Source organism: Streptomyces sp. NPDC037389, assembly GCF_040636475.1.
Classification (GTDB): Bacteria; Actinomycetota; Actinomycetes; order Streptomycetales; family Streptomycetaceae; genus Streptomyces; species Streptomyces hesseae.
On sequence record NZ_JBEZUS010000004.1, the window covers coordinates 354,297 to 375,614 of the forward strand.

A 21,318-nucleotide genomic window follows, 5' to 3' on the forward strand; every position below is an offset into this window, starting at 1 on the left:
GGTTGTGCGGACCGTCACTCGAAGTGGGCCACCAGAAGGACGACGTCCTCCGCCGGGTCCGCCGGGTCGCCGTCCTCCGGCAGGACCGTGCGCAGCACGTGGTCCGCGATGGCCTCCGGGTCGCGCCGGTCGGACCGGGGCACGGTCGCCGCCGCCGAGCGCAGCCGGGCGAAGGCCCGGTCCATGCTGTCGCCGGTGCGGTGGAGCAGGCCGTCGCTGTAGAAGAGGAGCGTTTCTCCGGGTTCCGGTTCGATTTCCACGCTGGGCGCCTCCCAGCAGGCCAGCATGCCGAGCGGGGCCGACAGGGAGGTCTCCACGTACTCGACCCTGCCGGGGCCGACGATCAGCGGTGAGCAGTGGCCCGCCCCGGCGACGACGACCTTCCGGCCCCGGCCCTCGCCCGGGAGGGTCCCGGGGGGCTCGCAGTAGGCGAAGAGGGCCGTCGCCGTGCGGGTGGGCTCGGTCAGTCTGAGCAGCAGCTCCAGGTCGGAGAGGACGGCGACCGGATCCTCGCCCTCCATCACGGCGTACGCGCGCAGGGAGGCCCGCAGCCGGCCCGTCGCGGCGATCGCCCCCGGGCCGGAATCGGTGATCCCGCCGATGGCGAGCGCCAGCGCGCCCTCGGGCAGCGGCAGCGCGTCGAACCAGTTCCCGCCGCCCCGGGGCCCGGTGCGGTGGCGGACGGCGAGGCGGATGCCGGGGACCCGGGGGAGCCTGCTGGGCAGCAGTTCCTCGCGGAGGGTGGCCACGGTGTCGCGGGCGCCGGTCAGTTCGATGAGCCGGGCCAGGTGCTCGGTGGCGTAGCCGCAGTAGAGCCCGGCCAGGTGGCGCTGGCGCTCGCTGGGCTCGGCGGGCTCGTCGTAGAGCCATACGGCCGCGCCGATGCGGCCCGCGCCGGGCGGCGTGTCCGCGTCCGGGCCGGACGGCCCCGCCGCCGACTCCAGGGGGAGGGCGTAGCTGGCGGCGTAGCCGAGGCGGGCGGCGACCTCGCGGTGGCGGGGGTCGAGGTCGTCCTCGCCCGGGATGTCGGGATGGACCCTGCCGCTCCGGTCGCCCTCGGGCGGGAGGTCGTCGAGGAGCCGTACGTACGGGCCGGTGTGCGGGCCGGCGAACGGGCCGGTGAACGGGCCGGGGGCCCGTGGGTCGTGGGCCGGCGGGATGGTCTCGATGTGGCCGATGTCGGCGTGGCCGAGGCCCAGGCCGACGGTGACCGGGTGGCCGGTGCCGGAGTCGGGGTGGAGGGTGACGAGGCCGCGTCCGGCGCCCACCAGGGAGGCCCCGGCGCGCAGCAGCTCGCGCAGGGCGGCGTCCAGGTCGGCGGTGCGGCTGAGCCGCTCGGTCAGCTCGTGGAGCGTGGTCAGGTCGGAGACCCAGCCGGCGAGACGGTCCTGGAAGGGGGCACCCGAAGTGGGGGAGGACGGCTCGGGCGCGGTGGGGGGAGTGGGAACCGCAGGGGCCGAAGTGTGCGCGGGAGCGGGGACCGGTGGATTGATTCCGGCCACTTTCGGCGGGTGGGGGGAGGTCATGGCGATCCGCCCGGGCGGGGGCGTGCCCGGCCGCCGCCGGGACCTGTCCGGGAGCCGGCCCGGGGTGGCCCGCCGGGCCCGTACGACCAGTGGGTTGGCCTGGGTGTTCCACGCAATAGCACCGCAAACCCCCTGTCGTGTTGCGCGCTATCAGTGCTCCACATGTACACGCCCGGGCAAGGGGATGTCCAGCATTGGACCAGTGGGATTCATGGTGTCTGATGAGGCTTCCGCGCCCCTCGAAGTCCCCTGAAGTTTGGCCGGAAAATAGTGCCGTGGCCCTGGAATTGCGATCGACTGGCATCGCTCCAGCAGCGCGTCACATCCACCGCGGTGGGTACGTACTCGGAGAAGGGCAGCGGCAGTTGGGGCCGCCCCGCAACCCGGCGGCGGGCCCGAGCGTCTTATCGGTCAACGGCCACGCCCATCCCCGAGCGGCGTGGGGCAACCCATGCCGCAGGCGAGGGGCGCACCGGCTCAGCACGAAGCGCCATACGCGCGCCACCCCCCGCCAGGTTTCACGCTCGCCCCTCGGCGTGATGCGCTGCGTCGTACGCGCAGTGACTTTGATCCACGTGGTGTGCCGGTCCCGGAGCCACGGCGCGGCGCGGTCCGCGCCGAGCAGTGCCCGTAGTGCCATGTAGTCCCCTCGATTCGCGGGGGCTACGCGCAATTCCCGCAGTTCCAGCAGCACCGCCCAGCGTCATGTACGTGCAGTACGGCCCCTGCCGACGGCAAGGGCCCACCTTCGGCGTTCACGGAAAGGAACGAGCGCTCATGCGCGAGATCCTCGGAAGGCGACGCAAGCTCTCCCTCCGGCGGGCCGGCCGGTCCGCCGTACTCACCGCGGCCCTGACCTACGCGACGGAATGGCAGTGGCCAGTGCTCCCCGGCATCGGCCTGCGGCCCGGCATCGGCCGCGTCCGCGAGTGCGGCTGCCCCGACCCCGACTGCGCGGTCCCCGGCGCCCACCCCTTCGACCCGGGTCTGCTGGCGGCCACCGACGACGCCAGGATGGTCCGCTGGTGGTGGACCAACCGCCCGGAGGCGCCCGTGGTCCTCGCCACCGGCGGCCGGGCACCCTGCGCGGTGAGCCTCCCGGCGGTGGCCGGTGCCCGCGCGCTGGCCGCGTTCGACCGGGCGGGCGTCCGGCTCGGCCCGGTGGTGGCCACCCCCACCCGCTGGTCCCTGCTGGTCGCCCCCTACTCCCTCGAAGTCCTCGGTGAACTCCTCCACAGCCAGGACTGGGTCCCCGGGGCGCTGCGCTTCCACGGCGAGGGCGGCTACGCCGTGCTGCCGCCCTCGCCCACGGGCGCGGGCAGGGTGCGCTGGGAGCGGGCCCCGAGGCCGGCGGGCGCCACCGCCGGGCGAGGCGGACGCTCCGCTTCCAAGCGGCGGCTCGACGGTCTGGCCCGGCCCTGGCTGCCCGACGTGGCCACGGTCATCGACGTCCTGGTCGAGCAGACCGTCGGCGCCACCGGCAGCCAGGGCGGCGGCACCCGGCTCGCGCACTGAGCCCGTCCCGGGGCACACCCGGGCACACCCGGGCCCGGCGGCCCGGCGGGGCCTGGCCGGCCACAGGAGCGCGTACGGACGGGAGACGCACGCGCTCGCACTCCTCGCTCTCACTCCTGGCTCTCACTCTTCCGGGTGTAAGCCGGGGAGAGAACCGCAGGAAACGGCCGCGCGAGGCCCCGAAGAGCCGGGTCGTGCCCGTATGTTCGGGATCCGGGTCGTGCCGGGCGCCGTGGCAAGGGCGCCGTCGGCCCGGCGGGGCGAGGGTTCGCGCGGGTCCGTACCGGGGTCATCGGTGCGGGGCCCTTGAGGCGTCCCGCGCCGCGCAATCCGTTCCGTGTCCCGCGGTCGCGCGCTCGAGCGCCCGTGGAGAGTTGCAGGTGGTCCCATGGTGGGTGCGTCCAGTGTTCCCGGCACGGCCGGGCAGCGCGCGGCGAATTTCCGGATGATCGCGCTCGCGAGCGCGGTGGTGCTGGCGGTGGTGCTGCCGCTGGCCGTCGCCGCGGCGGGCCCGGCGGGGGTGGCGGGCCGGGAGAGGGCCCGGACGAAGCCGGATTCCGGAGCGGATTCCGGAGCCGGTTCCGGGATGGATTCCGGGGCGGGATCCGGGGCGGGATCCGGAAAGGGCGCCGGCCGGGAACGCGGCAGCGGTGACGCCGCGCGGGCCGGGGCCCGGGGCGCGGCGGGCGGTCCCCGCCCGGCCGGATTCGGTGCGCCGGGAACCGCGCACGGCCCCCTCGGGCAGGGCGCCACCGATGCGAGCGACCCCGCGGACCCGTCGGCTCCGGCCCTGGGCACCGGTCTCGCGGGCGCCACCCGGTGCGGTCCCGAACTCGGTTCGCCGGAGGGCGTGGAGGCCCAGACCTGCGTCCTTGAGCGGGACCGGGACACCTGGGCCCGTACGTACTACCGCAACGCGACGGGCGCGCCCCTGGTCGGCGTGCTGACGCTGATGGCCCCCGACGGCCGGACCGTGCAGGTGAACTGCGACCTCGCCGCAACCGATGATCCGGACATGTGCGAGACCCCGCACGAACGGACCGTGCGCGGACATGGCTCGTATGCGGCGGTCTCGGAGATCGCTTCGACGGATGGGAAGCTCCTCCTCCGCTCCGGGAGCAACTCTTCGGCGCCCGAGGAGGGTTAGCGCGGGCTCGCGCACCGGGCGCGTATGAGGGTGCGTACGAGGGCGCGTACGAGGGTGTTCGCCCTGAGGTTTAGCGGAGCGCCCCGGGCTCGCGGCAGGTCGCTGTGGGCGCCCCCTGAGCCGGCTGTGAGCCCGTACGCGCGCTGCCGCGCCCATGACGTACGGGGTGGGCGGCCGGGGCCTTGGGCGGCTGTTCAGGGGCCGGGCCGGTGGCGGGGAGTGCCGCGTGGATGCCGGCGGAGGGCCGGGAGCGGGTCCGGGGCCGGGTGGAGGGGCGCCGGGGAGGTGCCGGACGTGTGTCCGATCAGCATCCGATCGGCGTCCCATCGATGCCCAGGCATGGAAACGCCCGGTCGCTGGCGACGGGGGATGCACCAGCGACCGGGCTCCTAGAACGGTAACAAGAGATCTGCGGTTCGCAAATTCGATCGTGGATTTCCGGACGCCGATTTCCGGTCTGACAGCGGGAGTTGTGACAGGAGTCACGCGGCTTGACCGGTCGTTTACCGTTCCGGGGTGCCGGAAGTGCCCCATCCGGCCCTGTTCGACGGTGCGGCCGATTCCGGGTGGGTGCCGGGGCCTGTCCGGATGACGATCACGGGAGTTCCACGTGATCGCCATCCAGCCGGCCTCAGTTCAGGGTGACCTGACGGCTCGTGAGGCCGCCGCGGGCGCGGCGCTCGTCGGCCGTCAGCGGGGTCTCGTCCGCCAGCGCCGCCGCCAGCCGCTCCGCGAAGGCCTCCGCGGGCTTCTGCACGTCCTCCGCGCGCATCGCGGTCGGCAGGTCCCACACCGGCACGATCAGCCCGTGCGCGCGGAAGGAGCCGACGAGGCGGGTGCCCTCGCCGAGCGAGCTCGTGCCGGCCGCGTGGAGGCGGGCGAGGGCGTCGAGCAGCCGCTCCTCCGGCTCGGTCATCGCCCAGCGCAGGTGGTTCTTCTCCGGCGTCTCGCACCAGTAGGCGGAGCCGACGCCGGAGAGCCGGACGGTCGGGATCGCGGCGGCGTTGGCCCGCTCCAGGGAGGCGGCGACCTCACCGGTGGCGTTCTCCGCGTCCTCCACCCAGAACTCGAAGCCCGTGTGGACGACGGGCTCGAAGGGGGCGGCCGGGTCCAGCAGGTCCTGGAGGCGCGGCCCCTCGGCGCCGGTCCGCTCGGCCGCGACCGGGGTGCCCGGCTCGGCCTCCAGGGCGCGCAGCAGGGTGTCGGCCAGGTCGCGGCTGAGGTCGCCGGTCGCGGTGTCGTTCTGGAGGCCCAGCAGAACGGCGCCGTTGTCGCGGCGCAGGGCGGGCCAGGCCATCGGCAGCACCGTCGCCAGGGTCACCGACGGCACGCCCTCCGGCAGCCCGTCCTTCAGCTTCAGCTCCACCGTCGCGGCGGGCACCAGCTCGCGCAGGGCGACCCAGTCGGCCTCGCCGGGCAGCCCCTCGAAGGGCCGCTGCACCAGCTCGACGGCGGCGTGCGTGGCGGCGCGGCCGTGGCAGGCCTTGTAGCGGCGGCCCGAGCCGCAGGGGCAGGGCTCGCGGGCGCCGACGACGGGGACCACCACGTCACCGGCGTGCGGCTGGGCGGCCTTGGTCTGGGGGCGGCGCTTCTTGGCCATGGTGTGGGTGTCTCCCGATCGGTGCGTCCGGCCCGTCCGTCCCGCGGGGAAGTGTGGCGCGGGCCCGGGGCCGGTCGATTTCTCGATTTCCGAGGCAGGCCGTTTACCTGCGGGCGCGAGCCTAGCGCCCGGCTGTGACGGCACGGCCGGGCGCGCGGGAGAGGTCGCGCGGGCGGGCGCGTACGCGGGGGTGGCCGTGCCGCGTCCGTCGCGCGGCGGGAGGGCGGGCCGGGGCGGGAGGCGACACGTGGGGACAGCCGCCACCGCCCGCCGGCCCCTGTCGGCACAGGTGTCCGCGCGATATGTGTCTACGCGCGTCGACACGCCAAGCGCACGGCCGGGTCGACCAGGTGCGGTCCTAGGCCAGATCGTCGAAGTCGGCGAGGCCGGGGAAGCTCAGGACGCTCATGTCGGGATCGACGCGCGTAGCGAAACCGGCGCGCGCGGAGAGCGCCGCCCAGACCGTCACCTCACCGGTGGCGTCACGGACGCCCCAGTCCTGGGAGAGCGCGTTGATGATGTTCAGGCCGCGGCCGCCGCGCGCGGTGACCGAGGGAGTGGCCGGAAAGGGACGGGTCGGCCCGCCGCCGTCGGTCACCTCGACCGTGAGCCTGCCGCGCCCGTCGACCCGCCAGGCGGCCCGGACGAGGCCGGGGTCGTCCGGGCCCCGGTCGCCGTTCTCACGGCTCAGCGGGCGCCCATGGCGGTACGCGTTGCTGAGCAGCTCGGAAAGGATCAGTACCGCGTCGTCGATGACCGAATCCGGTACCCCGCCGGAGCGCAATTCCTTGCGCATCCGGTGTCTTGCCTCGCCCACACCGGCTGGACCATGGGGTACGGCCATGATCGACGACGTGGGCACCTCCTGTGCCACCACCAACGCCACCCCCGAGACCTCCTTTGCCCCACGTCAGGGGATGGATGCCCCAATGGACTGGACCGGAAACCGGCCAACCTCCGCCCGGTGGGGCACTCGCGACGGCCGAATACGTACCGAACGCGCCGGTGCACTCCTTGTAATGCCGCCGGAGCCTCCGGATCAGCCGAACGGCCGATCAAGGTCCGGCCGGCCGGCGACTACTTCCGGCTACTTCCGGCCGAGCTGGGTCAGGACGGCCTTGGGCCGGTTGGTGATGATGGCGTCCACGCCGAGGCGGACGCACAGCTCGACGTCCTCCGGTTCGTTCACCGTCCAGACGTGCACGGCGTTGCCCGCGCGGCGCAGTCGCGCCACGTAGTCCGGGTTGTTGCGGAGGATGCGGATGCTGGGCCCGGCGATCCGTACGCCCTGGGGCAGCCGGCCGTCGCGGTAGCGGGGGTTGATGAACTGCATCAGATAGACGGTGGGCAGCGCGGGCGCCACCGCCCGGACCCGGTGCAGGGAGCGGGCCGAGAAGCTCATCACCCGTACGGGCGAGGGCTCGCCCGGCGGCGGCCGGTCCAGGCCGAAGCGCTCCAGCAGGGCCAGCAGCCGTTCCTCCACCTGGCCCGCCCAGCGGGTGGGGTGCTTGGTCTCGATGGCCAGCTCGACCCGGCGCCCGGAGTCGGCGACCAGCTCCAGTAGTCGCTCCAGGGTGAGCACGGAGGTGCTCTCGCGGTCGGCGTCGAGGCCTCTCACCCGCGCCGGATCGGGGTCGGTGTCGCGGTCCGGCGCCTCGGGCTCGCCCGCCGCGGCCTTCCACGAGCCGAAGTCCAGGGCCGCGAGGTCGGCCAGCTCCAGGGTGGACACGGCACCCCGCCCGTTGGACGTGCGGTTGACCCGGCGGTCGTGGACGCAGACGAGATGCCCGTCGGCGGTCAGCCGCACATCGCACTCCAGGGCGTCCGCGCCGTCCTCGATCGCCTTGCGGTAGGCGGCCAGGGTGTGTTCCGGAGCGTCCTCGGAGGCTCCGCGGTGGGCGACGACGTCGAGGAGGTGGTGCTCTTGAGTCACCGCGTTATGGTGCCACCGGCTGGCACAATCGCGCATGGCGGACGATTTGTCGGTAGTAAGGACCGGTAGTGAGGACCGGTAGTGAGGACCGGCGGCGGCAGAGGCCACAGGCTCCGCTTACGGTGGCCTGACGTGCCATGGGAAAGGCTGGACTCGGACCCTGGTGATCGTGGCCGGGCATGAAGCATTTCTTGCAGAGGAGACAACAGTGAGCACCGAGAACGAGGGCGCCTCCGTTCCGTCCGCGGCGGAGCCGCGGCCGGGGTCTCCGACGCCACCGCCGGCCGAGGTCCCCGCCCCGGCCGACGCGCCGGCCGGGGCGCCGGCCGAGGAGCGGACGGCGCAGCTGCCTGCTGTCGACTCCGGTGCTCCGGTCGCTCCTGCTGCTCCGTTCACTCCTGCTGCTCCTGCCGCCCCTGTTGCTCCTGCCGCTCCTGTCGTGTTGGAGAAGGAGGCGCCGGCCTCCTCCGGCTCTGCCGCGCCCGCTGCTGAGCCCGTCGGATCCGCCGCGCCCGTCGGCCCCGCCCCGGTGGATCCCGCCACCGCGTACGGGCAGACGCCCCCGCCCCCGCCCGAGGCCCAGACCGCGCAGTTCCCGGCCGGTCCGCCGCAGCCCGCGTACAACGCCACCGGCGTCCCCATGCCCGGTGCCCCCGACGCCGGCCAGTGGTACGGCGGCGCGGCGGCGCCCCCGCCGTACGGTGCGGCGGCCGCGCCCTGGGGCGCCCCGACCCCGCCGCCGCGGCGCGGCCGGTCGGGCGGCCTGGTGGCGGCCGTGCTCGCCGCGGCCCTCGTCGCGGGCGGCGTCGGCGGCGGCATCGGCTTCTGGGCGGCGAAGGGGAGCGACGACAGCTCCACCACCGTCTCCTCCTCCGGCGACCCGAAGGTCGAGAGCCGTACGCCGGGCTCGGTCGCGGACATCGCGAGCAAGGCGCTGCCCAGCGTCGTGACCATCGAGGCGCAGAGCAGCAACGGCGAGGGCGGTACGGGCACGGGCTTCGTCTACGACACCCAGGGCCACATCCTCACCAACAACCACGTGGTCGCCTCGGCCGCCGACAGCGGCAAGCTCTCGGTGACGTTCTCCGACGGCAAGAGCTACGACGCGGAGGTGCTGGGCCGCGCCCAGGGCTACGACGTCGCCGTCATCAAGCTGAAGAACCCTTCCGGCGCCAAGCTCAACCCGCTTCCGCTCGGCGACTCCGACAAGGCGGCGGTCGGCGACGCGACGGTCGCCATCGGCGCGCCCTTCGGGCTGTCCGGCACGGTCACCACCGGCATCGTCAGCGCCAAGAAGCGCCCGGTCGCCTCCAGCGACGGCGGCAGCGGCGGCCAGGCCTCGTACATGAGCGCCCTCCAGACGGACGCCTCGATCAACCCGGGCAACTCCGGCGGCCCGCTGCTCAACGCCCAGGGCGCGGTCATCGGCATCAACTCCGCCATCCAGTCCGCGGGCAACGGCGGCGGAGGATTCGGCGGCGGTCAGGGCCAGTCCGGCAGCATCGGCCTGGGCTTCGCCATCCCGATCAACCAGGCGAAGAACGTCGCCCAGCAGCTGATGAAGGACCACACGCCGATCTACCCGGTCATCTCGGCGACGGTCAACATGAAGGACAACGTCAGCGGTGCCCGGATCGCTTCGGGCAACGACGGCGGCAGTCCGTCCATCACCCCGGGCGGCCCGGCCGACAGGGCCGGCCTCAAGCCGGGCGATGTGATCACCAAGCTCGACGACACCACGATCGACAGCGGCCCCACGCTCATCAGCGAGATCTGGACCCACAAGCCGGGCGACAAGGTCAACGTCACCTACGTCCGCGACGGCAAGCAGGCGACGACGGAGATCACGCTGGGCGAGCGCCGCGGCGACAAGGCGAGCTGACGCCCACCGGCCTGCTATATCCCGCTTTCCTGACAAAAGTCGCATACTGGCCATGTAGCACTCATTCAGAGCTCTCCCCTGTTCCCGGGGAGGGCTCGCCGACCTCCACCAGGAGGTGTGCTCATGGCCAGTGGCGATTTCTACACACACGACAGGCCGGAGAATCCACGACTGCCGGAGGACCGGCCGCGCGGAGGCGGACCGGGAAACGCCGCGCTGGCGCATCACCCCATGCGGATCGGGGTCGTCGTCCTCATCGCCTTCCTCGTGGTGCTGGCCTTCGGGGTCATGCTGTTCCCCTAGGAGTGACCTGCCGCCGTCTTGGTCCGAGGAACCGGATCAGGGGGCGGCCGGTCGGCCGAGGCCGTGGAGCAGGGTGTCGACGACGCGCGTGGCGAGAGCGTCCACGGCGGCGTCGGTGTCCGGCGCCTCGGCCGCGGCCTCGTGGATGAGTGCGTAGTAGACGCGGCGCGCCCAGTCCAGATCCGTGTCGGGCCGGAGCAGGCCGGCGTCGCGGGCGCGCGTGAACAGCCGCTCGCACCGGTCCAGTACATCGGCGTGCGCACGCGCGACCTCGGGGGCATCGGTGGGGAGGGCGCCCATGGCGAAGCCCCATCCGATCTTCACGCGGAGCACGTTCGCGGTGACCTGGTAGAGCGCGACGGCGGGCGGGGCGGTGTCGGGCCGGGCGGCTTCGACGGCCTCGTGGAACCGCTGGGTCGCCCATGCGGCCAGCGCCGTGATCAGCGCCTCCCGTGAGGCGAACCGCCGGTGGACGGTGGTCCGCGCGACCCCGGCGGCTTCGGCGATCTGCTCCATCGTCGCCGCCGGATTCACCGACAGCACCCGCTCGGCGGCTTCGAGGATCGCGCGTACCGTCCGCTCGGCGTCGGCGCGCAGCGGTTTCGTGGAGGCGGGCAGCGCCATGGGGATGCGGGTTCCTTCCGGTTCTACGGGCGACCCCTTAAGGGTACGCCGGTGTGGCGACTCCTCAATGACTTGCAACATCGATGATGCATATTCTAGTTTCCATGCATCACAAGCGATGCAGTTATGTGTGGAGGTAACACCATGGACCTGCGCTTGACCGGCAAGACCGCCCTTGTCACGGGTGCCGGCCGCGGCATCGGGCTGGCCGTCGTCAGGGCCCTGGCCGCCGAGGGCGTTCGCGTCGTCGGGGCCGCCCGTACGCCCACCCGGGAGATGGAGGTGGCCGGTGCGATACCCGTGGCCGTGGACCTGTCCGATCCCGCCGGTGCCGAGCGCCTCGTCACCGAGGCCGTGGCGGCACTGGGCGGCATCGACATCCTGGTCAACAACGTCGGTGGCGGTGACGGCGGTTTGAGCGGCGGTTTCCTCGATCTGACCGACGCGCAGTGGGCGGGGACGATGGACCTGAACTTCTTCGCCACCGTCCGTGTCACGCGCGCAGCCCTCCCCGCGCTGCTGACCGCCCGGGGCGCGATCGTCAACGTGTCCTCCATGGGCGCCCGCGTCCCGCACGGCGGACCTGTCGCCTATACGACGGCCAAGGCCGCGATCACCGCGTTCGGCAAGGCCCTCGCGCACGAGTTCGGCCCTCGGGGCGTCCGGGTGAACACCGTCTCGCCCGGACCGGTCCGCACCGCCATGTGGGAGAGCCCGACCGGCTACGGCGCGGAACTGGCCGCGTCCATGGGTGTCCCGCACGCCGACCTCCTGGCCGGTCTGCCGGCGGCGATGGGCATGCTCATCGACCGGCTCGTCGAACCGGACGAGGTCGCGGCGCTCGTCGCCTACCTCGCCTCGCCGCTCGCCGCCGCGACCACGGGCGCCGACCATCTCGTCGACGGCGGGGCGGTCAAGACCGCCTAGGCCCCGTATGGGTTCCGGCTTCGGCTTCGGCCGGACCGAGCCCCTACGGCCAGGGCCGTGAGCACCGCGGTGCAGCCGCCGAGCGCCATCACCATGGACGGAGAGGTGCGGTCCAGGACGGCTCCGCCGAGGAGCGCGCCGATCGAGATCGTCGCCTGGAAGGAGGCGGTGAACAGCACGGACGCCGCTTCCGGGGCGTCCGGCGCCGCCTTGGAGAACCAGGTCTGCGAGGCGACCGGCACGGCGCCGTAGGCGATGCCCCAGACGATCAGCAGGGCCGGCGCGTCGGCCGGCCGGTGACCCAGTACCGGAAGCAGGAGCGTCGCCGCGGCGATCAGACCGGCCGCGAACCCGAGGACGGCCTGCGGCCACCGGGCCACCCAGGAGCCGCCGAGGAACGTGCCGAGGATGCCGGCACCGCCGTAGACCAGCAGAAACGCGGTGATCGCACCGTCGCCGACATGGGTGACCCGCTGGAGGAACGGCGTCACGTATGTGTACGCGCCGAAGTGCGCCAGCACGACCAGGAACGTCAGCAGCAGCGCGAAGCGGGTACCCGCGCCACGGATCAGGCCGCGCAGGACGCTCAGCCGGGTGACCTCGATCGGCGGAAGCGGCGGTACGAGCAGGAGCAGCATGACCAGTACGCCGACGGTCAGTGCTCCCATGACGAGGAATGCCGTGCGCCATCCGGCGAGGTCGCCGATGAGGGTGCCGGCCGGTACACCCAGGACGGACCCCAGCGGGACGGCGGAGAAGACGACGGCGGTCGCCCTGCCGACGGAGGCGGGCGGTACGAGCCGCTGCACCAGCCCCGTCGCGATCGGCCAGAAGCCGCCGATCGTGATCCCGACCAGGACGCGGGACGTCAGGACGAGCCAGTAGGAGGGGGCCGCGGCGGCGAGGAGGTTCGCCAGGGCCAGCAGGGCCGTGAAGACGCACAGCATCAGGCGGCGGTCGACGCGTGCCGTGGCGGCGGTGACCAGGGGAGCGGAGACCGCCGCCAGGAGGCCCGGCATCGTCATCGTCAGACCGGCCGTGCCGTCCGAGACGGTGAAGCCGGCTCCGATCGAGGTCAGCAGGCCGATGGGCAGGATCTCGGTCGTGACGATCACGAAGATCCCCAGCATGACCGTGACCACGGCCGGCCAGCCGGTCGCGGGGGAGCGTATGGGCAAGGGCGTGGTGGCGGTGGTGGTCACGGGCATGGGCTTCCGTCCTCGGGAAGGCGATGGGTTCCGCGATCACTCCAACAGGCCCAGGAGGGTGGTGGCTGGCGGAGTTACGACAACACCCGTGCCCGCGCGCGGTGATGTCGCGGAACCGCTACCCGTGACCGTCACCGTGTCGCGCCGACGTCGCGCCGACATCGCACCGACCCGGATCAGGAGCGGCCGGGTGGCCGGATCTGCGCCTCGATGCCGTCGCAGAGCAGCCGCACGCTCTGTATGAACTTCTCGTCCAGGTCGTGGACCGAGGTCGACGCCGCGGCCACCGTCATCGGAAAGCGGTCGTGGATGTCGGCGACGGCCTGGGGCGTGACGGGCACGGCGGGCGGATCGCCCTGCTCCTGGAGTACGAATCCGGTGATGTGGCTGAGCAGCGCGTCGGCGGCGACGCCGCGCCGCTCCTCGGGCACTCCGGCGTCCACCAGGGTCTGCAACAGCCGTTCCATCAACGACAGTGCTCCGGTACTGAGGACCTTCGGGCTGTCGGCGAACAGGGCGGCACCACCCGGGTGTTGCCGGACGCTGTGGCGCAGCGCGATGGCCTGGGCCTCCAACTGGTCCTTCCAGTCGGCCTGTTCGGGGAGGGCGGTCAGCGCGTCCGTGCCGGCCTCGTAGGCCTGGCGGGCCAGCCGGTCCGCCATCAGCTGGAGCAGGGCGCTCTTGCTGGGTACGTGGTAGTAGAGGCTCCCGGCGTGTGCGCCGAGTCGCTCTGCCACCTTTCGCATGGACAGTCCGTGATAGCCCGATTCAGCGAACACGATCATGCCCGCGTCGATGATCCGGTCCGGGGTCAGCTTCATGGGGCAAGTCTATCCACAGTTTTCAAACACTGTTTGAATCTGGCGCCCGCTGCCGCTAAGGTCACTGTCATCGCAGGTCAAACAGGGGGATGGAGGCGGCGATGGGCGCGATCGTGTTCAACGTGACCACGGCGGGGCTGATGGTGCTGATGTTCAAGGCCGGTATGGCCCTGATCGGGCCGGACACCGTGGGCCGGCGCCGCCTGCCCTGGGCCACGGTCGGGCTGGCCGTGATCGCGATCGGCGCGGTGGTGACCCAGCTCTGCTGGTCGGGGGCGATGGACGCCTTCGACGACGATCCGAGCAAATCCGGCTGGTGGCGCGTGGTGACCGCGGTCTTCATGCAGAACGGCGGCCTCTTCGGTGGGGCGTGGAACATCGCCACCCTTGTGGTCGTCGCCGCGCTCGCGGAGTGGTTCTGGGGCGCCCCCTTGATGGCGGGCCTGTTCGCCGCGGGCATCCTCCTGCCGCAGCACATCGACGCCCTCTTCGGGGAGTCCGACCGGGCCACCGCCGATGCCCGGAATTTCGCCGGGAGCTCGGGCGCCACCTACTTCCTCGCCGCGACCCTGGCCGCCGCCCTCCTGCTGCGCGCCGGTGCTCGTGACGGCGCCCCGAAGGAGCGGCTGCTCGCGCTCGCCGTGCCCGTCGCCGGCCTGATCCTGTGGTTCGCCCAGTCCAACGGGCACGGACTGGTGGCGGCGTACGGCTTCGTCCTCGGCGCTCTGGTCCGGGTCCTGGCCCGCCCGTTCATCCGCCCCGACCGTGACCTCCGGCGTCCCCCGCGGACGACCATGGCCTCGCTGACGGCCCTCGTCGGCCGGCGGCCCCGGCAGGCCGGTTAGAGCCGGTTGGAGCCGGTTGGAGAAGCACGGCACCGCCTGCTCCACCATTCGTACCGCCAATCGCCCGATCGCCCGATCGCCCAATCGCCGAAGAGGATGTCATGTCGAAGCATGCGTACGGAGAGTTCTCGAAGCGTGTGGACGAGGAGGTCGCCAAGCTCGTGGACCGCGCCAACCGGGAAGCGGCCCAGGCCGTGGACCGGGCGCTGGGCAGGACCGCCGAGCCGGCGACGTTCGACCACGACCACTGGCAGACCCGGCTCGACGAGCTGATCACCGAGCACCGCATCCCCGGCGCGGTGCTGGCCGTTCTCGCCGACGGCGGGATCCATGAGATGGCGAGCGGCATCCTGCACACCCGGACGGGCGTCGAGACGACCACGGACTCGGTGTTCCAGATCGGCTCGGTCAGCAAGGGCTACACGGCCGCGCTGGTGATGTGCCTCGCCGACGCCGGAAAGCTGGACCTGGACGCGCCGGTCGTGGACGTCCTCCCCGGCTTCGCCGTCGCCGACGCCGAGGCCACCCGGACCGTCACCCCGCGCCAGCTGCTCAACCACACCAGCGGGATCGAGGGCGACTACGTCAACGACACGGGCCGCGGCGACGACTGCCTGGCCCGCTACGTCGAAGCCGCCAGGAACGTCGGCCTCACCAACCCGCCCGGCGCCACCATGTCGTACTCCGGCACCGCCTACAACGTCCTCGGCCGGATCGTCGAGGTGATCACCGGCCGGACCTGGGACGAGGCGCTCAAGGAGCTGATCTGTGACCCGCTCGGGCTCGAGCAGACGATGACGCTGCCCGAGGAAGTGCTGCGCTTCCGTGCCGCGATGGGACACATGGGCGACCCCGGCGAGGACCCGGTCCCCACCCCGCTGTGGAACATGCTGCCCCGCTCGGCCGGACCGTACGGCGGCATCAGCGCCACCGCCGCCGACGTGGTCCGCTTCGCCCGGCTCTTCATCGACGGAGGCAAGGCGCCGGACGGCACCCGGGTGCTCTCGGCCGAGGCCGTGGAGGACATGCTCGCTCCCGAGGTGGAGATGCCCGACCAGTGGTTCCTCGGCGCCCACTGGGGCCTGGGCTGGGGCCTGTTCGACTGGGACGGCGTACGCGGCTTCGGCCACGACGGCAGCACCTTCGGCCAGCTCGCCTACCTGCGCGCCATCCCGGAGAAGGGCCTCGCCATCGCCCTGCTCACCAACGGCGGGGGCGCCGCCCCCAAGGTCTACGAGGCGCTCTGCCGCGAGCTGACCGCCGAGTTCGCCGGAGTCACCATGCCCCGGTTCGAGCCCGCCGAGAACCACCCGGCCGTCGACACCGAGCCGTTCATCGGCACGTACAAGCGTGAGGGCTTCCTCATGACCATCGCCGGTGCCACGACCGGCGAAGGCGTGCTCCAGCTGCGATACGAGGGAGCCGACGGACTCGCGGGCACCTTCGAACCGCTCGTCTGGCACCTCACCCCGGTCTCGGACACCCCGTCCAAGACGGTCTTCGCCGGCCGCCGCAACGACAAGGACGCCTGGATACCCGTCGTCTTCTACGCCCTCCCGGACGGCAGCCGCTACGTCCATTTCGGCGTACGGGCCACAGCCAAGTCGGGGTGACCGGAGGGGGCGGCCCGGCGCCCCCGGGCGGGGCCGGTGATCACCAGCCCGCCCCGCGCCCCCTGCGGTGGACCCACGGCCGGCCCTCTCAACCGTGAGCCACCACCCGGTAGGCTGTCCCCCGTGTCGGTGCGGGTCGTACCGACACGGGGAGACTTGCCCGAGCGGCCTAAGGGAACGGTCTTGAAAACCGTCGTGGCAGCGATGTCACCGTGGGTTCAAATCCCACAGTCTCCGCCAGGTCTGCGCCAGCGCAGGACGGAAGGGGCGCCCGGGGAAATCCGGGCGCCCCTTCGCGCTGAGCTCGTCGGGCCGGCTCACGCCGTGAGCGAGGTCCGCATGCGGTCCAGCCCGCGCAGCACCTCGTCGCGGTTCTTCGCCTGCTTGATCCAGGCGGGGAGGCGGCCGAAGAGCCCCATCTTGCGCCAGGGCTCGTACCAGGGGTCGTGTTCGCGCAGAGTCGCCTGCACGTACTGCCGCAACAGGTTGAGGTGTTCGGGGTTGTACGCCCACAGGTGACCGTGCCGCGTGTTCTTCTGGAGCCAGAGCGGTTCGTGAAAGTAGGGATCGAGCATGTCCTGGCCGCCGCCCCGGAAGAATGCGATCGGATCGTCCTTCTTCCGTTGCCGCGACAGTCCGCAGTGATGGCACACGAGTCGCCGCGGCATGTCCAGACCCGATGAATCGTCCCGAGCGTCGCGGACGGCCGTGACCACCTCCGCCTGCCGCTCGCACTTGGGACAGCGCACGAGTATCCGGTCGGAGACGGCGAAGTGGTGCTTCCCGTACCCGGGGTCCCGGAAACGGGCGGGGGAGGGCGTGAGCATCGGCCCAGTATGCGTGCGCGGTGTGCCTCGCCGTGCGGCGGCTCAGGTGGTGGAGCGCATTGTCGCCTTGGCCTGTTCGTAGGCCGGGATCATCACCTTGGAGTCGTCGCTCTCCGCGCCCTCCAGGTGCAGGACGGTCAGGCCCTTCGTGGTCTTCACCGCGAGGCCTCGGCGCGTCTGCGGTTCGTCCAGGAGGAGGTCCTGCTGCGTGTAGACGACCTCCGCGGCGGGCAGGTCGCCGAGCTTGGTCTCGGTGTAGTGGGGCTCGCTTACGCGCTTCTCCTCGGCGACGAAGTTCTCCAGCGCCTGGCGGGGCGACTTGTCGGGTCCGTCGGTGGTGAACACCCGGATGAAGCCGATCACGCCGGTGGGGCGCGCGGAGAGTTCGCAGGCGCCGTTCACGGACGCGTGGCCGGACAACTTGCGGAGGAAATCGCGGTCTTCGGCCGTGAACTCGGTGAGCTTCCAGTCCTTCGGTGCCTCGAACGACACGGGGAGCGCACAGGCGGTTCCGGCGTCGCCGATCCTGCCGTCCTTCAGCCCCGCGCCGGACTTGGGCTTGGCTGTCCTGCCCGTCGCGCCCGTCGTGGGTTCGGCCGGCTTGAGGCTCTCCTTCATCGCCCCTGCGGAGGTCTCGGCCCCGCTCTTGTCGTCCGTGGACGAGCAGCCGGTGAGTACACCGACGGTGAGCAGAGCGGACACCGCACCCGAAGCAATCCTGCGCATCAGACTTCCCCAAACGAATATGACAAGTCGGGCAAAGTTATATCCGTGCGAGTGATGCCGGTAAATCGGTGAGTCTGTTGTGATCATCGGATGTAGTGTGACGGGAGCTTTTTATCCGTTCCTTATGGCAAGTAGGTGCGTACATGAAGTTGGTTCGTGCGTCGGTTCTCGTCGCGGCCATGGCGATCGCCCCGGCCGTGCTGCTCTCCTCCCCGGCGGTGGCCGCCGGCGGTGGGCAGCCCGCCGCCGTGTCGGTGGCGGACAAGGCCGGTGACGCGAAGCCGGGCGGGGGCTCGAAGGGGGTCGCTGCCTCGGACGAGGAGAACCAGGTCGCTATCGCCAGGATTCTGGGCGACAAGAACTCCGGTCCCGGCGTCCGCGAGGCCGCGGGGAAGGCGCTCGACGGTACGCCCGAGGACCGGGTGCGGTTCCTCAACGTCGGCCAGCACGAGCAGCGGCTGATCGACGACGAGGTGCGGGTCTCCCGGATCATCGGCGAGGGCGGCCCCACGGTGAAGGAGTACGGCAAGGCCGCGTTGCAGGCCAACACCGCCGAGGCCATCAAGCGCTTCCTTGAGGAGGAGCTGCCCTTCGCCCGTCTGACGGACGACCGGATCAAGGTCTCCCGGATCAGTGACGGCGCCGGTCCGGCCGTCCGCAAGGCGGCCCGCGAGGCGATGCTGGCCGGTACCGACGAGGCGCTCAAGCACTTCCTCGAGGTCGGCCAGCACGAGGCCCGCGCCAAGGACAAGGCCGCCGAGGACGCGGCCAAGGGCAAGGACGGCAAGGACGGCAAGGACCAGGGCACCTCCGGCACCGGCCACCAGGGCGGCAAGGACGACAAGGGCGCCAAGCCGACCCCCTCCGCCGGCACCGGCCAGACGAAGCAGGGCGGCAGCGGCACCGAGGCCGGCGCCAAGCCGTCCGCCTCCGCCTCCACCTCCGCCTCCGCGTCGGCCCAGGGCTCCGGGGCGTCCGCCAAGAGCGGTGGCTCCGAACTCGCCTTCACCGGCGCCGGTTCCGCCACCCCGTGGATCATCGGCGGCACCGTCGTCGCCCTCGGCGCTGGTGCGGGCCTGGTCATCGCCGCGCGCCGACGTGGCGCCGCCCAGCGCTGACGCTCGTACGGCGGAGTAGGGACTGAGGGGCGCTCCCGGCCGGGGGCGCCCCTTTCGTTTATCTGTGTGGTTGCCGAGTAATGCCTGAGTAATGGCTGTGCAAAAAGTCACGGCTTAGGTATGGAACGCCTGGGGCCACGCTCGCATCCCACAGGGCACATCCATTCGCCATGTGCCCTGTGCTGCTCGTCGGGCAGCCGACCCCAGCGGAGCGACGCCATGACGCATTCACCTTCCGGTATCCACGCGCCCCCGAGCCCCGTGCCACCGCCGCCGCGGCGCCGCTCATCGCGGGGCAAGCGGTGGGCCGTCGTGGTGGCCTGCCTGGTCGTTCTCGGGCTGATCGCCTGGCCGGTGATGGTCCACTACGAGATACCCCCCTTCACGGACAAGGGCGCACCCGTCAGCTACGGCAAGATCGAACAGCCGGAGCAGGGGAAAGGCAAAAGCGGTGGCGCTCCCGCGCGGCCGGTGGACTCCAAGGTGCTGATGCCGACCGGCCCGGCCGCCGACTTCAAGAACGCGCGGACCCTGGACGACGGCACCCACGTCAGCCTCGTGACCCTGGAGGGCAAGAAGTCCGGCTTCAAGGGCAAGGTGTGGGTCTGGGCGCCCAAGGAGTACACGGACGACCCGAAGTACGCGAAGAGCGGCTTCCCCGTGATGATCGCCCTGCCCGGCGGCCCCGGCTATGGCACCAACTACTGGTGGGCGGGCTTCAACTTCCAGGAGAACATGGCCAAGTGGTACAAGGAGGGCAAGGTCAAGCCCTTCCTGCTGGCCATGCCGGTGCTGAACCCCGGCCCGGACGACAAGGGCATCTACTGGGACGGCAGTGACATCCCGGGGCAGCCGAAGATGGGCACCTGGCTGACCGAGGACGTCCCGGACCTGATGCGCGCCAACTTCCGTACGCTCAAGTCGCGGGACGGCTGGGCGTTCATGGGCTCCTCGACCGGCGGATTCGCCGGCCTGAAGGCCGTGCTGAAGCACCCGGACAAGTTCAAGGCCGTCATAGCCAACGGACCGGACGTCGTGCCCGACTCGCCGCTGTGGAACGGCCACGAGAAGGAGAAGGCCGACAACAACCCCGAGGTGCTCGCCAAACGCCTGATCGACACCAAGGGCCCGGACGTCTACCTCTCCTTCCAGGTCGGCACACGGGAGAGCAACAAGCACACGCTGCCCGACGTCCGGAAGTTCATCGAGACCTACGGCAAGGGCCCCGTCCACACCGACCTCAAGGTGATCGAGGGCGGCCGGCACGACGGGGCCACGTACGCCCCGAACCTCGGCGACGGCCCGCTCCAGTGGATCAGCCAGCAGATCGAGGGGCCGACGCCCTCGTCCTGAGGCCGGGGGAACGTGAGGGTATGTGGTGGTACGTGGGGGTACGCGGTTGGCGCGTACCCCCACGGTCGCGTCAGCGCGCGCCCGGGCCGAAGATGATCGTGTCGACGATCGCCTCCGCCATCGCCCGCTCGCCGTTCGCGTTCGGGTGGAAGGCCGTCGCGGGGCGGCTCGGGCGGGTGTAGAGGCCCTCGACGTAACGCTCCTCGAACGGCCGGCAGGCGTCGTGGTCGGCCGTCGTGGCGTTGGTGTTGACGTAGAGGTCGCCCCGGTCGGTGGCCTGCTTGCGGAGCATGGCGTTGAGGTGGCGCAGGGTGCCGCGCAGGTAGGCGATGTCGCCGTCGGCGATGCGCACCGACTTCCGGCAGCCCTCGATGTCGTCGCCGAGCAGCGCCGGGTAGCCGACGACGGCCACGCGCGCGTGCGGTGCGCGTTCGTGGACGGCCTTGAGGACGGCCTCGACCTTGGGGGCCGTCTCGTTGATGCGCTTCTCGAGCTCGTCGGTGCCGTTCTGTGTGAAGTAGCGCTGGCAGGGGTTGTCGCGCGGGATGCTGTCCACGGGGCCCAGCGGGTGGATGCAGCGGCCGATGATGTCGCCGAAGCCGATGTCGTTGCCGCCGATGCCGATGGTCACCAGGGAGGTGTCCGGGCTGACGGCGTTCAGCTGCGGGTCGTTGCCGGTGGCGCCCTGCCGGTTCCACATGTGGTCGGTCGTGGCGCCGCCGCAGCTGGCGTCGGTGAAGCTCGTACGGTCCGATATGCCCAGCTCCTCGCGGACGATCGAGGGGTAGTTGGCGTCGGAGCGGCCGCACCGGAGGTTCACCTGACGGGGGATGGCCGGGCCGGACGTGAAGGAGTCGCCGAGGGCGACGTAGCGCGGGACGCGCGGGCGCGGTTCCGCCGCCGTGGCGGGTGTCGCGGCGGTGCCTGCCGCGACCGCCGCCGCGGCGCCCAGCGCGGTCAGTGCCAGGCGGAGTCTGCTGCGGGCCATGGGAGCCTCCTACGGGCGTACGGGCCTGTGTGTACGGCTGGTGCGTACGGCTCGTGCGTACGCATGGTGTGTACGACGGGTGTGTACGACTGGGGGGGCGGCGCCAGCCTCGGGGGTGGGACACGGGGGCGTCAATGGACCGGCCGGTATGCCGGACACCTCTGACCGGATACCGGAGATCCGGCGTCCGGACCGGCGGGCTTGACGGACGGGTTCGACGGACGGGCTTGGCGAACGGGCTTGGCGAACGGGCTTGGCGAACGGGTTTGACGGACGTTCCGCTTTCGTCACAGAGATCACCGGGCCGTCGCGGTCGTGCGTCAGGGGCGTCCGACGGCCGCCGACGGCTTCTGGCATGCGCA

The 21,318-nt window shown here is 72.0% G+C and carries 18 protein-coding genes, 1 tRNA gene and 1 pseudogene; 10 read left to right on the forward strand and 10 right to left on the reverse strand.

Features of this window, described 5'->3' with window-relative positions; all coding sequences use genetic code 11:
- Window positions 1–14 precede the first annotated feature (14 nt).
- Entirely contained in the window at window positions 15–1,526 is a 1,512-nt protein-coding gene (locus tag AB0E98_RS11240) for a PP2C family protein-serine/threonine phosphatase (RefSeq protein WP_361701220.1), read from the reverse strand.
- A gap of 777 nt (window positions 1,527–2,303) precedes the next feature.
- On the opposite strand from AB0E98_RS11240, the gene AB0E98_RS11245 reads away from it, so the two are divergent.
- Both AB0E98_RS11245 and AB0E98_RS11250 read left to right on the forward strand, forming a co-directional pair.
- Window positions 2,304–3,041: a bifunctional DNA primase/polymerase gene (locus AB0E98_RS11245; protein WP_361701222.1), complete on the forward strand. Its 738-nt coding sequence runs from the start codon at window positions 2,304–2,306 to the stop codon at window positions 3,039–3,041.
- Between the two features lie 388 nt (window positions 3,042–3,429).
- Window positions 3,430–4,188, forward strand: coding sequence for a hypothetical protein (locus AB0E98_RS11250; protein WP_361701224.1), 759 nt, complete (start codon window positions 3,430–3,432; stop codon window positions 4,186–4,188).
- Between the two features lie 631 nt (window positions 4,189–4,819).
- Here AB0E98_RS11250 and AB0E98_RS11255 read toward each other — a convergent pair.
- From AB0E98_RS11255 to AB0E98_RS11265, 3 genes and pseudogenes are all read right to left on the reverse strand, one after another.
- The gene (locus tag AB0E98_RS11255) at window positions 4,820–5,788 is read right to left on the reverse strand and encodes a DUF5926 family protein (protein WP_361701226.1); all 969 of its coding nucleotides are present in this window, start codon (window positions 5,786–5,788) and stop codon (window positions 4,820–4,822) included.
- Window positions 5,789–6,146: 358 nt separating this feature from the next.
- Window positions 6,147–6,761, reverse strand: a pseudogene (locus AB0E98_RS11260) (ATP-binding protein).
- Between the two features lie 114 nt (window positions 6,762–6,875).
- Entirely contained in the window at window positions 6,876–7,721 is an 846-nt protein-coding gene (locus AB0E98_RS11265) for a glycerophosphodiester phosphodiesterase (protein WP_361701228.1), read from the reverse strand.
- 208 nt (window positions 7,722–7,929) lie between these two features.
- Between AB0E98_RS11265 and AB0E98_RS11270 the strand changes: the two genes are divergently transcribed.
- Window positions 7,930–9,603: a trypsin-like peptidase domain-containing protein gene (locus tag AB0E98_RS11270; RefSeq protein WP_361701230.1), complete on the forward strand. Its 1,674-nt coding sequence runs from the start codon at window positions 7,930–7,932 to the stop codon at window positions 9,601–9,603.
- 123 nt (window positions 9,604–9,726) lie between these two features.
- On the forward strand, window positions 9,727–9,906 hold the full coding sequence (locus AB0E98_RS11275; protein ID WP_361701233.1) for a hypothetical protein: 180 nt from the start codon (window positions 9,727–9,729) through the stop codon (window positions 9,904–9,906).
- Between the two features lie 36 nt (window positions 9,907–9,942).
- Here the strand turns inward: AB0E98_RS11275 and AB0E98_RS11280 are convergent, their stop codons facing one another.
- On the reverse strand, window positions 9,943–10,530 hold the full coding sequence (locus tag AB0E98_RS11280) for a helix-turn-helix domain-containing protein (protein WP_361701234.1): 588 nt from the start codon (window positions 10,528–10,530) through the stop codon (window positions 9,943–9,945).
- Between the two features lie 144 nt (window positions 10,531–10,674).
- Here AB0E98_RS11280 and AB0E98_RS11285 point away from each other — a divergent pair, with 144 nt between their 5' ends.
- Window positions 10,675–11,457, forward strand: a complete 783-nt coding sequence (locus tag AB0E98_RS11285) for an SDR family oxidoreductase (RefSeq protein ID WP_361701235.1) — start codon at window positions 10,675–10,677, stop codon at window positions 11,455–11,457.
- Here the strand turns inward: AB0E98_RS11285 and AB0E98_RS11290 are convergent.
- Both AB0E98_RS11290 and AB0E98_RS11295 read right to left on the reverse strand, forming a co-directional pair.
- The gene (locus AB0E98_RS11290; protein ID WP_361701237.1) at window positions 11,454–12,665 is read right to left on the reverse strand and encodes an MFS transporter; all 1,212 of its coding nucleotides are present in this window, start codon (window positions 12,663–12,665) and stop codon (window positions 11,454–11,456) included. The two genes, AB0E98_RS11285 and AB0E98_RS11290, sit on opposite strands and share 4 nt — an antisense overlap.
- Before the next feature lie 176 nt (window positions 12,666–12,841).
- A complete protein-coding gene (locus AB0E98_RS11295) occupies window positions 12,842–13,486 on the reverse strand; it encodes a TetR/AcrR family transcriptional regulator C-terminal domain-containing protein (RefSeq protein WP_361701239.1) in 645 nt (214 codons plus the stop codon).
- 101 nt (window positions 13,487–13,587) lie between these two features.
- Here AB0E98_RS11295 and AB0E98_RS11300 point away from each other — a divergent pair, with 101 nt between their 5' ends.
- The 3 genes from AB0E98_RS11300 to AB0E98_RS11310 all read left to right on the forward strand — a co-directional run bounded on the left by AB0E98_RS11300 (window position 13,588) and on the right by AB0E98_RS11310 (window position 16,184).
- The gene (locus AB0E98_RS11300; protein ID WP_361701240.1) at window positions 13,588–14,331 is read left to right on the forward strand and encodes a hypothetical protein; all 744 of its coding nucleotides are present in this window, start codon (window positions 13,588–13,590) and stop codon (window positions 14,329–14,331) included.
- Window positions 14,332–14,432: 101 nt separating this feature from the next.
- Window positions 14,433–15,944: a serine hydrolase domain-containing protein gene (locus tag AB0E98_RS11305; protein WP_361701241.1), complete on the forward strand. Its 1,512-nt coding sequence runs from the start codon at window positions 14,433–14,435 to the stop codon at window positions 15,942–15,944.
- 150 nt (window positions 15,945–16,094) lie between these two features.
- Window positions 16,095–16,184: transfer RNA gene (locus AB0E98_RS11310), tRNA-Ser, on the forward strand.
- 77 nt (window positions 16,185–16,261) lie between these two features.
- On the opposite strand, the gene AB0E98_RS11315 is transcribed toward AB0E98_RS11310, so the two are convergent.
- Window positions 16,262–16,771: a hypothetical protein gene (locus tag AB0E98_RS11315; RefSeq protein WP_361701243.1), complete on the reverse strand. Its 510-nt coding sequence runs from the start codon at window positions 16,769–16,771 to the stop codon at window positions 16,262–16,264.
- 42 nt (window positions 16,772–16,813) lie between these two features.
- The gene (locus AB0E98_RS11320) at window positions 16,814–17,497 is read right to left on the reverse strand and encodes a lipoprotein (RefSeq protein WP_361701245.1); all 684 of its coding nucleotides are present in this window, start codon (window positions 17,495–17,497) and stop codon (window positions 16,814–16,816) included.
- Between the two features lie 143 nt (window positions 17,498–17,640).
- Between AB0E98_RS11320 and AB0E98_RS11325 the strand changes: the two genes are divergently transcribed.
- A complete protein-coding gene (locus AB0E98_RS11325; protein ID WP_361701246.1) occupies window positions 17,641–18,615 on the forward strand; it encodes an ALF repeat-containing protein in 975 nt (324 codons plus the stop codon).
- Window positions 18,616–18,834: 219 nt separating this feature from the next.
- Window positions 18,835–19,968: an alpha/beta fold hydrolase gene (locus tag AB0E98_RS11330; RefSeq protein WP_361701247.1), complete on the forward strand. Its 1,134-nt coding sequence runs from the start codon at window positions 18,835–18,837 to the stop codon at window positions 19,966–19,968.
- 70 nt (window positions 19,969–20,038) lie between these two features.
- On the opposite strand, the gene AB0E98_RS11335 is transcribed toward AB0E98_RS11330, so the two are convergent.
- Window positions 20,039–20,956: an SGNH/GDSL hydrolase family protein gene (locus AB0E98_RS11335; protein ID WP_361701248.1), complete on the reverse strand. Its 918-nt coding sequence runs from the start codon at window positions 20,954–20,956 to the stop codon at window positions 20,039–20,041.
- Window positions 20,957–21,318 lie beyond the last annotated feature (362 nt).

What these genes read in the sequence shown, in the direction of transcription:
- AB0E98_RS11240 (WP_361701220.1), bottom strand. Translation starts at nt 1,526, where the DNA reads ATGACCTCCCCCCACCCGCCGAAAGTGGCCGGAATCAATCCACCGGTC.
- AB0E98_RS11245 (WP_361701222.1), top strand. Translation starts at nt 2,304, where the DNA reads ATGCGCGAGATCCTCGGAAGGCGACGCAAGCTCTCCCTCCGGCGGGCC.
- AB0E98_RS11250 (WP_361701224.1), top strand. Translation starts at nt 3,430, where the DNA reads ATGGTGGGTGCGTCCAGTGTTCCCGGCACGGCCGGGCAGCGCGCGGCG.
- AB0E98_RS11255 (WP_361701226.1), bottom strand. Translation starts at nt 5,788, where the DNA reads ATGGCCAAGAAGCGCCGCCCCCAGACCAAGGCCGCCCAGCCGCACGCC.
- AB0E98_RS11275 (WP_361701233.1), top strand. Translation starts at nt 9,727, where the DNA reads ATGGCCAGTGGCGATTTCTACACACACGACAGGCCGGAGAATCCACGA.
- AB0E98_RS11280 (WP_361701234.1), bottom strand. Translation starts at nt 10,530, where the DNA reads ATGGCGCTGCCCGCCTCCACGAAACCGCTGCGCGCCGACGCCGAGCGG.
- AB0E98_RS11285 (WP_361701235.1), top strand. Translation starts at nt 10,675, where the DNA reads ATGGACCTGCGCTTGACCGGCAAGACCGCCCTTGTCACGGGTGCCGGC.
- AB0E98_RS11290 (WP_361701237.1), bottom strand. Translation starts at nt 12,665, where the DNA reads ATGCCCGTGACCACCACCGCCACCACGCCCTTGCCCATACGCTCCCCC.
- AB0E98_RS11295 (WP_361701239.1), bottom strand. Translation starts at nt 13,486, where the DNA reads ATGAAGCTGACCCCGGACCGGATCATCGACGCGGGCATGATCGTGTTC.
- AB0E98_RS11300 (WP_361701240.1), top strand. Translation starts at nt 13,588, where the DNA reads ATGGGCGCGATCGTGTTCAACGTGACCACGGCGGGGCTGATGGTGCTG.
- AB0E98_RS11305 (WP_361701241.1), top strand. Translation starts at nt 14,433, where the DNA reads ATGTCGAAGCATGCGTACGGAGAGTTCTCGAAGCGTGTGGACGAGGAG.
- AB0E98_RS11315 (WP_361701243.1), bottom strand. Translation starts at nt 16,771, where the DNA reads ATGCTCACGCCCTCCCCCGCCCGTTTCCGGGACCCCGGGTACGGGAAG.
- AB0E98_RS11320 (WP_361701245.1), bottom strand. Translation starts at nt 17,497, where the DNA reads ATGCGCAGGATTGCTTCGGGTGCGGTGTCCGCTCTGCTCACCGTCGGT.
- AB0E98_RS11325 (WP_361701246.1), top strand. Translation starts at nt 17,641, where the DNA reads ATGAAGTTGGTTCGTGCGTCGGTTCTCGTCGCGGCCATGGCGATCGCC.
- AB0E98_RS11330 (WP_361701247.1), top strand. Translation starts at nt 18,835, where the DNA reads ATGACGCATTCACCTTCCGGTATCCACGCGCCCCCGAGCCCCGTGCCA.
- AB0E98_RS11335 (WP_361701248.1), bottom strand. Translation starts at nt 20,956, where the DNA reads ATGGCCCGCAGCAGACTCCGCCTGGCACTGACCGCGCTGGGCGCCGCG.